The sequence below is a fragment of the Alteraurantiacibacter aquimixticola genome, from assembly GCF_004965515.1.
Classification (GTDB): Bacteria; Pseudomonadota; Alphaproteobacteria; order Sphingomonadales; family Sphingomonadaceae; genus Alteraurantiacibacter; species Alteraurantiacibacter aquimixticola.
Map to the genome: position 1 here is coordinate 73,441 of NZ_SSHH01000001.1, position 14,114 is coordinate 87,554.

Genomic DNA, 14,114 nt, shown 5'->3' on the forward strand with positions numbered 1-14,114 from the left:
AATGTCACCGCTAACATTGGCGATGTAGTTTCTCACGTAAAGGAAACCCCTTGTCTTTTTGCAGTTGACTGCAAGCCGCATCGTGATAACTATTCAGGAATGGTAGCGCTATCATGACGCGCGAAACCAATAAACCGGCCAAAAGGGTCCGGAAAATAACGGAAAACCGGCAGCAAATGCCGTATGAGGAGGGGAGTTGTCGTGAAGCATTCAAGCTATAGCCGTGCCTGCCGCAGTGGCGCATCGGGCCGTATCGGTCGCGCTGCGTTGTCCGCAGGCGTTTCCGCCTTGGCGCTGGGAGTCGCGGCTCCTGCAGCCTTCGCGCAGGAAGCCGGTGAGGCCGCCGAGGCCGACACCATCATCGTCACCGGCGTGCGCGCCAGCCTTGAGCAGGCGATGGATCTCAAGCGCGAGGCTTTCGGCGTCGTCGATGCCGTTTCGTCGGAAGATATCGGCAAGTTCCCCGATACCAACCTCGCCGAATCGCTGCAGCGCATTCCCGGCGTGACGATCAGCCGCGTGAACGGTGAAGGTTCGCAGGTGACGGTGCGTGGTTTCGGCCCGGCCTTCAACCTGGTGACCGTGAACGGCCGCCAGATCGCCACTACTTTCGTCGATTCGGTCGGCGGCGACCAGAATGTCGACTTCAGCCGCGCTACCGGCCGTTCCTTCGACTTCAACAACCTTGCGTCGGAAGGCGTGCAGCGGCTGGAGGTCTACAAGACCGGCCGCGCCTCGATCCCTTCGGGCGGCATCGGTGCGGCGATCAATATCGTCACCCAGCGCCCGCTGGATTCGGCCGAGACGGGCTTCCGCGGCAGCGTGGGCGCCAAGGCGCTCTATGACCTCAGCAATGACGGTTTCCACATCGATCCGGAAGTCTCCGGCATTCTCAGCTGGTCGGACCTCGACGACACCTTCGGCATTTCGCTGTTCGGTGCGTACCAGGAACGCCAGAGCACGGCGGCTTCGGCCACGTCCAATGCGTGGAACATCGCGCCTTTCTCCAGCTTCCCGGGGCAGGGTGACGACACCGTTGTGACCGGCGCGCCAGGCCCGGACCAGCTGGTGGCGGTGCCGAATGACAGCCGTTACCACTTCTCCGAATTCGAGCGCGAGCGCATCAACCTTGCCGGTACGATGCAGTTCCGCCCGATCGAGACGCTGACCTTCACTGCCGATGCGATGTATGTGAACAACCAGCAGCAGGAACAGCGTTCGGACCAGACCAACTGGTTCAACCGTCCCTTCGACACGATCACTTTCGATACCAGCGACGCGGTGCCGACTTCGGTCTTCATTTCCGAAGGATCGGGCTTCGGGACGAAGGATATCGGCTTCGAACAGCAGTTCCGTGCGACCGAAACCGAGCTGCAGTCCTATGGCCTCAACGCCGAATGGGAAATCGGCAGCGGCTTCTTCCTGATGCTGGACGGTAACCACTCGATCTCGAACTCCACGCCGAATGCCGCCAATGGCGCCAGCTCGACGCTGTTCGGCATGGGTGCGCCGGTGGTCGATGCGCACTCGGTGGACTTCTCCGGCGACGTGCCCAACCAGCTGTGGACGCTCAATGATGGCGGTGCGGGTACCGACGGGATCCTCGGCACGGCCGACGATCGCGGCAACAATAATGGCGTGCTCGATATCGGTGACCTCGGCACGCAGGTGCAGCGCACCAACGCGTCGCGCCAGCGCCACCGTGTCGACCAGTTCAGCGCCGGCCTGGTGTGGGAATTCGATGGCAATAGCAGCTTCGCCGTTGGCGGCAGCTACATCGACTCCAACATGACCAGCGCCCGCACGCAGACGCAGCAGACGCTGGGCGACTGGGGCATCAACAATGTCGGCGATGTCCAGGCGCTGGCAGGCGACCTGATCGAGGAGTTCTGCCTGTCGTGCCAGTTCGACAAGTACGACATCACCGATGCCGAAGTGGCCTTCCGCGGCAATGCGGTGGAACTGTTCGAGATCTTCGAGCCCTATTACGCAGGTCTCGGCAATCCCAACAACGTCACCGGCAACGAGTATGACGAGGTCGGCGAGGAAATCCTCTCCGCCTATGCCCAGCTCAACTGGGATGGTGACCTGGCTGGTCGTCCGGTGCAGGTGGTTGCCGGCGTGCGCTGGGAAAACACCAAGACCACGGCCTTCTCGCGCGTGGCGATCCCCGAGCGGATCGAGTGGGACTCGGATAACGACTTCACCCGCGTGGTCAGCGCCGATGTGGGTGAGATCGTCCGTACGGGCGAATACAACAAACTGCTGCCCTCGATCGACTTCCGTATCGAGCCGGTCGATGACGTCGTGGCACGCGTCTCCTACTCGAAGACGCTGGCGCGCCCCGACTATGGCAATTTGTTCGCCTCGCAGTCGGCCAACGGTCCCGACCGTCCGACCGCGCTTGGCGGCGTGGCGGCCGGTACGCAGGGCAACCCCAGCCTGCAGCCGCTGGTGTCGGAAAACTTCGACGTCTCGCTCGAATGGTATTTCGCACCCACCAGCTTCGTGTCGGCCGCCTTCTTCGTGAAGGACGTGTCCAACTTCGTGGGCGTGGGCCAGGTGGAACAGAACCTGTTCGGCCTGCGCGATCCCAGCACCGGGGCCGCAGGTTCGCGTTCGGGCGATGCGCTCGACGTGATCAACGACCTTGGCGCGGTGCTCAGCGATGTGAGCCTGTTCACCATGACCGCGCTGATCGACGCCAATGGCGGCGACGTTGCCGCGGCACAGGCGGAGTTCGAAGCGAACCTGCAGCCCAACGGGCAGCTCGACCAGACCTTCGTCGATACCGTTCTGGGCGAATATGACGTGATCGCCAACGACTCCGATCCGCTGTTCAACTTCCAGGTGTCGACGCCGATCAACAACCGTTCGGGCAACATCCACGGCTTCGAATTGCAGGGCCAGTACTTCCTCGGCACCACCGGCTTCGGCGTGTCGGGTTCGTTCACCAAGGTCTATGGCGATGTCGATGTCGATGTGCTGTCCGACCCGGGTACCGATGTGTTCGCGCTGGTCGGCCTGTCCGACAGCTTCAACATCACCGGTATCTATGAGAATGGCGGGATCTCGGCGCGTGTGGCGTATAACTGGCGCGACAAGTTCCTGTCCGGCGTGAACCGTGGCGGCAGCCGCAACCCGGTGTTCTTCGAACCTTTCGGGACCCTGGATGCGAGCGTCAGCTACGATTTCAACGAGAACCTGGCCTTCTCGCTGGAAGCGGTGAACATCCTCTCCGAACCGCTCCGTTCCTATGGGCGTGACGAGAACCAGCTGTTCTTCGCCCAGGAGCTGAAGCCGCGCGTCTTCGTGGGTGCCCGCTACCGCTTCTGACGAGGCACGGCTCCACGCCCGAAACAGCGGGGGAGGGGTGCCCAGCCGGGAACCCCTCCCCCTTGTTCGTTGCGGCAGGCGGCGTTTGGCGGCAGGATCGCCGCCAGCGCCATCAAGCAAGCTTTATCCAGGAACCCATGACCAGCGTCCTGCTCAACAATGTCGACCATCACGACCTGCGCATCATCACGCGCGGGGGGAGCGAGTTTGGTGACAGCGTGAACCAGGTGATGGTCTTCCCGACCGAATTCGAACAGGTCCAGCGCGAATTCCCGATCGTCCTGCGCAAGGATGGCGAGGGGAAGCTCAGGCCCGTGGCGCTGCTGGGTCTTGATCGCGACGAGAACCTGTTCCTCGGCCCCGATGGTGGCTGGCTGTGCGAGAATGTGCCGGCCCTGTTGCAGCGCGGCCCTTTCTCGATCGCCGCACCCGGAGGTGGGCAAGGCGATCCGCAGATCATGATCGACCCCGATCATCCGCGCGTCTCGAAAAGCGAAGGCGAACCGATCTTCCTGGAGCATGGCGGCAATGCGCCGGTGCTGGAGAAGATGCTGGGCGTGCTGCGCGCGATCTATGTCGGCAACGGACTGCTCGATCCGATGGTGGAGGCGTTCGAAGCCGCGGGATTGCTGCGCCCCTTCAACCTGCAACTGCGCGTAGGGCCGGACAAGGCCTATGCGATATCCGATGCGGTGACGATCGACCGCGAGCGGCTGGCGGCGCTGGGTGGCGAGGACCTGGCTGCGCTGAACAAGTCCGGCTTCCTGCAGTCGGCTTTCCTCATCGCCGCATCGCTCGGCAACCTCCAGCGGCTGGTGGACCGCAAGGGCGCCCGCCTCGCCGCTGCCGGGGACGCATGAGCGGCTGGGGTACAAAGGCTCACCGGATAGGCGGGGTCGATCCCGCCGCCATTCCCTTTGCCGAACTGTTCGAACGCCAGGAACCGGTGGTGCTCGAAGGCCTCGCTGCCAACTGGCCCGTCGTGCGGGCGGGCCGCGAAGGCGCGGAACAGGCGGCGGAATATCTGTGCGGTTTTTCCAATGAAGCGCCCGTGACCGTCTTCACCGGCCCGTCCGAAATCAACGGCCGCTTCCATTACAATGCGGACGTTTCGGGCTTCAATTTCACCTCCGGCCGCGCGCCTCTAAGCGAAATTCTCGACGGACTGCTCGCCAGCGTTGCCGATGGAGAGGCACCGGCGGTCTATGTCGGCTCGACCGATATCGACCATTTCCTGCCCGGTTTCCGCGAGGCGAACGACCTTGCGCTCGATCACCCGGACTTCGCGCACAAGCCGGTGCTCGCCAGCATCTGGATCGGCAATCGCACCACGGCGGCGGCGCATTACGATATCTCGCACAACCTTGCCTGCTGCCTTGTGGGGGAGCGGCGCTTCACCCTCTTCCCGCCCGACCAGATCGCCAATCTCTATCCCGGCCCGCTGGAGCCGACACCCGGCGGGCAGGTGGTCACTATGGTCGATCTGCGCGAGCCGGACCTCGAGCGCTTCCCGCGCTTTGCCGAGGCGATGGAAGCGGCGATCGTGGCGGAGTTGCAGCCCGGCGACGTGCTCTATTACCCGGCCATGTGGTGGCACCAGGTCGATGCGCTTGCACCTTTCAACATGATGGCGAATTACTGGTGGAACCCGGTCCCCGCCTTCATCGACACGCCGCAGACGACGCTGCTCCATGCCCTCCTCAGCCTGCGCGCCAGGCCGGAAGGGGAGAAGGCCGCGTGGCGCGAGATCTTCGACTATTACATCTTCGGTGACGGCGCCGAGGCAGGCGCTCATTTGCCGGAAAATGCACGCGGGCCGCTCGGCCCGGTGGACGAGATGGCGGCGCGGCGATTGCGCGCGCAGGTCATGAAGCGGCTCAATCGCTAGAGGCTCGGGGAGAGAGGCGGCAATGCAGGGCAGACCGGTCAGGAAAGTGGTCATCGCTGGCGGCGGCACTGCCGGCTGGACCGTGGCCGCAGCGCTCGCCAAGAACCTCGGCGAATTGATCGAGATCGTGCTGGTCGAATCCGATGCGATCGGCACGGTCGGCGTCGGCGAGAGCACCATTCCCACCGCGCGCCGCTTCCACGAATTGCTGGGGCTGGACGAGGCCCAATTCGTGCGTGCCACCGGCGCCAGCTTCAAGCTGGGCATTTCCTTCGAGAACTGGACCCGCGACGGGGAGCGTTACTTCCACTCCTTCGGCGTGACCGGCCGCTCCACATGGATGGCCGATTTCCAGCATATGTGGTTGGAAGCGCGCGCCATGGGCATTGCGGGCGACATCGGCGAATACAGCCTGGAAACGCAGGCGGCGATGGCGAACCGCTTCCGTACCGGCGGCGAAGTGCCGCTCAACTATGCCTATCACCTCGATGCGACCGCCTATGGCCTGTTCCTGCGCGAGTTTGCCGAGCCGCTGGGCGTTACGCGGATCGAGGGGCGTATTCGCGATGTGCGGAAACACGGCGAGAGCGGCGATATCGCGGCGCTGGAACTGGACTCGGGCGAAGTGGTCGGAGGCGACCTCTTCATCGATTGCACCGGTTTCCGCGGGCTGCTGATCGAGGATGCGCTGGAGACCGGTTTCGACGACTGGACGCATTGGCTCTCCACCGACCGTGCGCTGGCGGTGCAGACCAAGGCCGTCGGCCCCGCGCGCCCCTATACCCGCGCGATGGCGCATGAGGCGGGCTGGCAATGGCAGATCCCGCTGCAGCACCGCGTCGGCAACGGCCTGGTCTATTGCAGCGAGTTCATGTCCGATGACGAGGCGCGGGCGCGGCTGGAACAGCGGCTCGACGGCGAGATGCTGACCGAACCGCGCGTGATCCCCTTCCGCACCGGCACGCGGCGCAAGGCGTGGAACCGCAATTGCATCGCCATTGGCCTCTCCTCCGGCTTCGTCGAACCGCTCGAATCCACCAGCATCCACCTGATCATGATCGCGGTGACGCGGCTGATGCAGCTCTTCCCCTTCGACGGGGTGAGCGATGCGCTGGCACAGCGCTTCAACGACCTGTCACGGACCGAGCTGGAAGGCATCCGCGACTTCATCATTCTGCACTACCATCTGAACAATCGCGAGGGCGAACCCTTCTGGGACCGCTGCCGCGCGCTCGATATCCCGGACACGCTGGCGCAGCGCATCGCGCTCTTCCGCGAAAGCGCCACCGCCTACCAGGCGAGCGACGAGCTGTTCCGGATCGACTCCTGGGTTCAGGTGATGCTGGGACAGGGTTTGCAACCGCAATCGCACCATGCGCTAGGACGGATGATCGGGGCGGAGAAGCTGGGCGCATCGCTCGATACGCTGGCCTCCAACTTGCGCCGCGCGGCGCAGAGCCTGCCGGAGCACCAGGCCTTCCTCGACCAATATGCCGGGAAGGCAGAGGCGGGCGCGGCATGAGGGTTTTGCGGCACTGGATGCGCGTGCTGGCGGCGGCCCTGCTTGCGTTGAGCGCGCAGGGAGTGCGAGCGGAGGACGGCTACGATTTGTGGCTGCGTTATGCCCCGCTTGAGGGCGAGGCGTTGGAGCGGCTGGAGACGCTATCTGCAATTGTTGCTGCGCCTTCGGATGATCCGACTGAAAGGCTCGCCGTTTCCGAGCTGATGAACGGCTTCCAGGCATTGCGGGGGCGGCCGGATGAGATCTGGCTGGGATTGCTAAGTCGGCCGCGCGATCCGGGGCCAGACTCCATCACCAATTCATTCGGGTTAGGTTGCTCAGACCAGAGCGTGGGAGGTGAAGGCGCCTTTCTCGTCCGCACTCAGGGGGACGCAATCTGGATTGCCGCCTCGTCTCCCATCGGCTGCCTATACGGCGCCTATGCCCTGCTGCGCGAACTCTCGCTCGGCGCGGACCCCGCCACAATCGACATCGCTTCCGCCCCTGCCATGCCGCTGCGCATGCTCAACCACTGGGACAATCCCGATGGTCATGTGGAGCGCGGTTATGCCGGGCGCTCGATCTTCGACTGGTGGCATTTGCCCGAGCGGCTGGACCAGCGGATGATCGATTATGCCCGCGCCAATGCCAGCATCGGCATCAATGCGGTGGCGGTGAACAATGTGAATGCGCGCGCTTATATGCTGGAGCCGCGTTATATCGAGAAGGTCAAGCGGCTCGCCGATGCATGGCGGCCTTATGGCATTCGCGTCTTCCTCTCCGCCCGCTTTTCCGCGCCGCGCGATATTGGCGGGCTGGAGACGGCCGACCCGCTCGATCCGGATGTGCGGCGATGGTGGCAGGACAAGGCGGACGAGATCTATGCCGCGATCCCCGATTTCGGCGGCTTCCTCGTCAAGGCGAATAGCGAAGGCCAGCCCGGTCCGCAGGATTATGGCCGCACCCATGCCGATGGCGCGAACATGCTGGCGGAGGCTGTGGGAGACCGCGGCACGGTGATCTGGCGCGCCTTCGTCTATTCGGCCGAGGACGACACCGACCGGGCGATGCAGGCCTATAACGAATTCGTGCCGCTCGACGGGCAATTTGCCGACAATGTGATCGTGCAGGTGAAGAACGGCCCCATCGACTTCCAGCCGCGCGAGCCTTTCCACCCGATGTTCGGCGCCATGCCGAACACGAACCTCATGTTTGAAGCACAGATCACGAAGGAATATCTCGGCTTTGCCAGCCACCTCGCCTTCCTCGCGCCCATGTGGGAGGAGGCACTGGATGCCGATACCGGCCATGGCGGGACCGTGGCCGATGTGATCGCGCCGGTGGGCATGGCGGGTGTTGCGAACACCGGATCGGACCGCAACTGGACCGGCTCCGATTTCGACCAGGCCAATTGGTATGCCTTCGGGCGGCTGGCATGGGACCCGACGCTACCCAGCGAGCAAATCGCCCGCGAATGGGCCGCGCAGACCTTCAGCCGGGACGAGGACTTCATCGAGGCCACCGTGCCGATGATGATGGAGAGCCGGGAGGCGGTGGTCGATTACATGACCCCTCTCGGCCTCGCGCACCTGATGGATACGGGGCACCATTACGGCCCCGGTCCGTGGGTGTGCGACCTCGCGCGGCCCGAATGGAACCCGTGCTATTACCACCGCGCCGATGCGGACGGGATCGGCTTCGACCGCACGGAAAGCGGCAGCAATGCCCTCTCCCAATACGCGCCCGAAGTGGCCGCGCAATGGAGCGATCCGGAGACGATCGATCCGGCCTTCCTGCTGTGGTTCCACCGTGTCGGCTGGGATCACCGAATGCCCTCCGGCCGCACGCTGTGGGAGGAGCTGGTCCACCGCTACGATACCGGCGTCGCGCAGGTGGATGGCATAGCCGCGACATGGGCCGAACTCGGCGAATATGTGGATGCAGAACGCTTCCGCGCGGTCTCCGAAAACCTCGCCATCCAGCAGCGTGAGGCACGCTGGTGGCGCGATGCGAGCCTTGCCTATTGGCAGTCGCTCAACGGCTTGGCGTTACCCGCCGGTGCCGACCCCGTCCCGGAGAGCCTCGAACACTACCGTTCGCTCTCCTTTCCTGAAGCTCCCGGCAACTGACGCCGCGCTTGCTGACAGAGGGAAAGCAGGGCTATGGCCGACCGGATGGGTAACGAGGGAAAACAGGGATTGACCCGCAAGACACGCGGTGCGCGCCGCCGCAATGGCGCACCGACAATTGCTGACGTCGCGCGCGAGGCGCATTGCTCGCCGATGACGGTCAGCCGCGTCATCAATGGCGAGGGCAATGTGCGCGATGCCACGCGCGAGCAGGTGATGGCCGCCATCGCCAAGCTCAACTACTCGCCCAACCGCGCGGCGCGTTCGCTGGCGGGCGGCGAGCATACGCGCGTGGCACTGCTGTTCGACAACCCCTCAGCTTCCTATCTCAGCGAATTCCTGATGGGCGCGCTGGAAGAGGCGAGCCGCCGCGATATCCATCTCGTGGTGCAGAGCTGCGATAATACCGCCGATGCCAAGGCGCTGATGAAGAACCTTGCCGATGGCGGCATCCAGGGCTTCATCCTGCCGCCCCCCTTGTGCGACGACCAGAGCGTGCTGGACCTTGTGGCCGAACTCGATGCCATTGCCGTCGCCGTGGGGCCGGGCAAGGCGGAGGGCGCGCAGGGCGCCGTCCTGATCGACGATTTCCAGGCCGCCTATGACATGACCAAGCACATTATCGGGCTGGGCCATGAACGGATCGGCTTCATCATCGGCAACCCCGAACAGGTCGCCGCCGACCGCCGCCTCAACGGCTATCTCGAAGCCATGCGCGATGCCGGGCTGCCGATTGACGAGAAGCTGATCGTGCAGGGCCGCTTCACCTATCGCTCCGGCATGGACGGGGCGGAAAAGCTGCTTTCCGTCAGCCCGCGCCCGACCGCGATCTTCGCCTCGAATGACGACATGGCCGCCGCCACCGTCGCCGTGGCGCATCGCCGGCACCTCGACGTGCCGAACGACATCACCGTGTGCGGTTTCGACGATACCGACATGGCAAGCTCGATCTGGCCCGAACTTACCACCATCCGCCAGCCGATCCGCGAAATGACTGCATGGGCGGTCGATGCGATCACGCGGATGATCAAGGCCAAGCGTTCGGGCGACAAGGTGAAGCAGGAACAGAAGCACATGCCCTACACGCTGGTGCGCCGCGAATCCGATGCGGCGCCGTCGCTCACTTCGCGCGGATCGCGGGTGAAGGACCCGTCATGACCGACGGCACCCGTCGCTTGCGCAGCCGCGACTGGTTCGACAATCACGAACGCATGGACATGACTGCGCTCTATCTCGAGCGCTTCATGAATTACGGCGTCACGCCGGAAGAATTGCGCAGCGGCAAGCCGATCATCGGTATCGCCCAATCGGGCAGCGACCTTTCGCCCTGCAACCGCATCCACATCGAACTCGCCAAGCGCACGCGTGACGGCATTCGCGATGCGGGCGGCATCCCGATCGAATTCCCGGTCCACCCGATCTTCGAGAATTGCCGCCGCCCCACCGCCGCTCTCGACCGCAATTTGCTCTATCTCGGGCTGGTCGAACTGCTGAACGGCTACCCGATCGATGGCGTGGTGCTGACCACCGGCTGCGACAAGACCACGCCGAGCCAGATCATGGCGGCCTCCACCGTCGATATTCCGGCCATCGTCCTGTCGGGCGGGCCGATGCTCGATGGCTGGCACAATGGCGAGCTGGTGGGCAGCGGCACGGTGATCTGGCGCAGCCGCCGCAAGCTGGCAGCGGGCGAGATCGACGAGGAGACTTTCCTCGACCGCGCCACCTCCAGCGCGCCGAGCGCCGGGCACTGCAATTCGATGGGTACGGCGAGCACCATGAACGCGGTGGCCGAGGCGATGGGCCTCTCGCTCACCGGCTGCGCGGCGATCCCCGCGCCCTATCGCGAGCGCGGGCAGATGGCCTACCGCACCGGCAAGCGCATCGTTGAAATGGTGCATGAGGACCTGACGCCGTCCAGGATCCTCGACAAGGATGCCTTCCTCAACGCGATTGCCGTGGTCAGCGCTTGCGGAGGCTCCTCCAATGCCCAGCCGCATATCCAGGCCATGGCCGCCCATGCCGGCGTCGACCTGCCGCTTTCGGCCTGGCAGGAGCATGGCTATCGCCTGCCGCTGCTGCTCAACATGCAGCCTGCCGGCGAATATCTGGGTGAGCGTTTCCACCGCGCGGGAGGCGTCCCGGCGGTGCTGTGGGAACTCCACCAGGCGGGCAAGCTCAAGGGCGATTGCCTGACCTGCACCGGCAAGACCATGGCAGAGAATATCGAAGGGCGCGAAAGCCCCGACCGCAAAATGATCCGCCCCTATGCCGATCCGCTGATGGACAATGCGGGCTTCATGGTGCTCGGCGGAAACCTGTTCGATTTCGGCATCCTCAAGACCTCGGTCATCAGTGAGGAATTCCGCCAGCGCTACCTCTCCCGCCCCGGGGCCGAAGGCATGTTCGAAGCGCGTGCAATCGTGTTCGACGGGTCGGACGATTACCATCACCGCATCAACGATCCTGCGCTCGACATCGACGAGGACTGCATCCTCGTGATCCGCGGATCGGGCGTGCTCGGCTGGCCGGGCAGCGCGGAGGTGGTGAACATGCAGCCGCCGGATGCGATGATCCAGCGCGGCGTCTCATGGCTGCCGACGCTCGGCGACGGGCGGCAATCGGGCACCAGCGACAGCCCCTCCATCCTCAATACCTCGCCCGAAAGCGCGGCAGGCGGCGGACTGGCATGGCTGCGCACGGGCGATGTGATCCGCGTCGATCTCAACAATGCCAGCTGCAATGCGCTGGTGGATGGGGCGGAGATCGCGCGCCGCCTGGCCGAGGAGCCCGCACCGCGGGTGCCGGAAAGCAATACGCCGTGGGAGGAGCTCTACCGCGAAAAGACCGGCCAGCTGGGCGAAGGCGGCGTGATGGAATTCGCGCTGAAATATCGCGGTACGGCCAAGAAGGGCCTGCCGCGGCATAATCACTAGTCCTCCGTCATTGCGAGGAGCGAAGCGACGAAGCAATCCAGAGCCTCGCGCCTGACGGCCTGGATTGCTTCGCTACGCCCGCAATGACGGGCGGGGGTAGTGAGAGCTACTCCGCCGAAATCTCCATCTGCAGGCTGGCGCTGCATCCGGGCGGCAGGGACGTGATGCCGGCGGGATCCTGGTTGAGCGCATCCGGCATGTGACTGACGGGTTCGAGGCACAGCGCGCTGCCATCGGCCGGGGCGTAGACATGCAGGTATGGCGCGCCGGTCGCGGTCAGGGTGATGGTGCCGAGATCGTCCTTGATCCGCGCCACGCCGTCCCACAGCAGGTAGCAATGATCGATCGTCTCGGCGGGCAGCGGTGCTCCGCTCGCGAAGTCCGCGAACCGGTCCGAGGGAGCGATCTCGCCGGTCGGTATCTGCGCCTCGTCCACCATCCAGATGCCGTTGGAGCGGAAGGAGAGCCGCGTTTCCCGGCGGCGGCGGAAATAGGGGTGGAGGCCGAGTCCGGCGGGCATCGGCACGTTGGACCGGTTGGTGAGGTTGAGCGTAATCGCACAACCCTTCGGTCCCAGCCGGATGCGTTGCTGCGCGTGATAGGCCCAGGGCCAGCGATCGATCCCAGCCTTCCACGGGCGCGGGCCGAGGCCTTCCCACTCATGCACCATCGCGCATTTGAACTCGCGCCCGGACACCACGCGCCACTCGCTCTTCCAGCCCATGCCGTGGATGCTGCAAGTCTCGGGCGCGAAATTGCGCGGCAGTTGCACTGTGTCACCCAGCCAGCGAAAGGCACCGTCCGCAATGCGATTGGTATAGGGCACGAGCGGGAAGCAGGCCGCCTGCAGCGGCTCGCGCGATCCCGCTGGCATGGTCCGCAGCACTTCGGTGCCATTGCAGGTGAGCGAGGTGAGCCACCCGCCCATTTCGGGCAGCACGCCCGCCTGCCAGCCGCCGCCGGAAAGCTCGATCAGGCCGGACACGGCTCCGTCAGGCCCAGGCACTTGTTGTCGACATGGCCACGGATGAGGTTGAGCATCGCGGTGTCACTGTCGAAATTGCCATACCATCCCTGCGGTTCGTGCGGAGGGTCACCCATATAGGCGCGGTCGCCATCCTGGAAGCGATAGTCCTCATGCGCGGCGCGCGCCTCGCCGTTCCAGGCCCAGAAGTTGCTGCCCTGCATCGGCCCGCCATCGCGCCAGCTGGCTTCGACCGCGTCGTAGATCGTATCGTAATAGAGCTGGCGGAACTGGGTGGTGGTGGAAGGATCATAGGTCTCCCCGTCGCGCGGGAAGCCGAATTCCTCGATCAGCAGCGGCTTGCCCATTTCCGTGGCGAGGCGGCTGTGCGTGGCGAGATAGTCCCTGACCAGCTGGCGGCCTGCAGGCCATGTGCCTTCAAGGTCCTTGCCATCGACCCAGCCCCAGTTGAGCGGCCAGATATGCGCGGTGACATAATCGACGTGGCTATGTGCGGCGGTGACCAGCTCCTCGCTGCCATTCGTTGCCTGCGTGCCTTCCTGCCCCAGCGAGACCATGTGGCTGGCATCGAGCGAGCGGATCAGCTCGGCGGTGGAGGCAATCCAGGCGAGATAGGCGTCGCGATTGCGGGCGATTGCCTCGTCGCTGCCGCCGGGGCGCGGTTCGTTGGCGAGCTGCCAGCTCATCACCGCCGGGTCGTCGGCATAGGCCATGCCCGTGATCGAGTTGGTGCGGTCGACCATGGCGCGCACATGGTCGCGATAGAGGCTGACCGCTTGCTCATTCGCATAGATCTCGGATGTCGCATCGGCGAATTCGGGCCAGGGATGGGCGGGATCGCCCATGTCCATGTAATCGCCCGTCGCACGGTACAGCAGCGTCTGCAATCCGCCCGACCATTCCCAGAAATTGGAGAGGACGAGGACCGCGGTCATGCCGCGCTTGCCGATCTCCGCCATGGCGAAATCGAGGCCTTCGAACAGCGCGCCATTATTGCCCTCACCCGTGGTGAAGCCGGGCTTGATCGAATTGTTGAGCGGGCCTTCCTCTGCCGCAGCCATGATGCGCAAGTTATTGAGGCCGAGTTCCTGCAAGCGGTCGAGTTCGCGGGTGAGGCGCGCGCGGTCGCCATAGTCCGCATCGGCGCCAAGCCATGCGGCGTACCACATATTCGCGCCGACGATGCGATAGGGCGCGCCATCGCGCAGCAATTGCATGCCCTCGCGGGTGACGAAGCCGGGCGCGGAGCTTTCCTCTCCGCCCATGCTGCAAGCGGGAAGCCACAGGCTCGCCGCGCCGGCGGCACTTCCTGCCAGCAGGGTGCGCCGGTTCATGCGCA

At 64.6% G+C, this 14,114-nt stretch carries 9 protein-coding genes; 7 read left to right on the forward strand and 2 right to left on the reverse strand.

Annotated features, from left to right (window positions below; genetic code table 11):
• Nucleotides 1-201 precede the first annotated feature (201 nt).
• From E5222_RS00295 to E5222_RS00325, 7 genes are all read left to right on the forward strand, one after another.
• Nucleotides 202-3,336, forward strand: a complete 3,135-nt coding sequence (locus E5222_RS00295; protein ID WP_246021483.1) for a TonB-dependent receptor — start codon at nt 202-204, stop codon at nt 3,334-3,336.
• Between the two features lie 137 nt (nt 3,337-3,473).
• On the forward strand, nt 3,474-4,196 hold the full coding sequence (locus E5222_RS00300) for a SapC family protein (RefSeq protein ID WP_136691489.1): 723 nt from the start codon (nt 3,474-3,476) through the stop codon (nt 4,194-4,196).
• The gene (locus E5222_RS00305) at nt 4,193-5,224 is read left to right on the forward strand and encodes a cupin-like domain-containing protein (RefSeq protein WP_136691490.1); all 1,032 of its coding nucleotides are present in this window, start codon (nt 4,193-4,195) and stop codon (nt 5,222-5,224) included. Before E5222_RS00300 ends, E5222_RS00305 begins: the two co-directional genes overlap by 4 nt.
• A gap of 22 nt (nt 5,225-5,246) precedes the next feature.
• The gene (locus tag E5222_RS00310; protein WP_136691491.1) at nt 5,247-6,746 is read left to right on the forward strand and encodes a tryptophan halogenase family protein; all 1,500 of its coding nucleotides are present in this window, start codon (nt 5,247-5,249) and stop codon (nt 6,744-6,746) included.
• Nucleotides 6,743-8,854: an alpha-glucuronidase family glycosyl hydrolase gene (locus E5222_RS00315; RefSeq protein ID WP_211196060.1), complete on the forward strand. Its 2,112-nt coding sequence runs from the start codon at nt 6,743-6,745 to the stop codon at nt 8,852-8,854. The genes E5222_RS00310 and E5222_RS00315 overlap by 4 nt, the downstream gene beginning before the upstream one ends.
• A gap of 33 nt (nt 8,855-8,887) precedes the next feature.
• Nucleotides 8,888-10,012: a LacI family DNA-binding transcriptional regulator gene (locus E5222_RS00320; RefSeq protein ID WP_425456204.1), complete on the forward strand. Its 1,125-nt coding sequence runs from the start codon at nt 8,888-8,890 to the stop codon at nt 10,010-10,012.
• Complete coding sequence (locus tag E5222_RS00325) at nt 10,009-11,790, forward strand: IlvD/Edd family dehydratase (RefSeq protein WP_136691492.1); 1,782 nt, start codon at nt 10,009-10,011, stop codon at nt 11,788-11,790. The genes E5222_RS00320 and E5222_RS00325 overlap by 4 nt, the downstream gene beginning before the upstream one ends.
• A gap of 106 nt (nt 11,791-11,896) precedes the next feature.
• Here E5222_RS00325 and E5222_RS00330 read toward each other — a convergent pair whose 3' ends face one another.
• Together E5222_RS00330 and E5222_RS00335 are read right to left on the reverse strand one after the other, a co-directional pair.
• Nucleotides 11,897-12,775 (reverse strand): aldose 1-epimerase, encoded by an 879-nt coding sequence (locus E5222_RS00330; RefSeq protein WP_136691493.1) that lies wholly within the window; start codon nt 12,773-12,775, stop codon nt 11,897-11,899.
• The gene (locus E5222_RS00335; RefSeq protein ID WP_211196061.1) at nt 12,763-14,109 is read right to left on the reverse strand and encodes a glycoside hydrolase 5 family protein; all 1,347 of its coding nucleotides are present in this window, start codon (nt 14,107-14,109) and stop codon (nt 12,763-12,765) included. The genes E5222_RS00330 and E5222_RS00335 overlap by 13 nt, the downstream gene beginning before the upstream one ends.
• Nucleotides 14,110-14,114 lie beyond the last annotated feature (5 nt).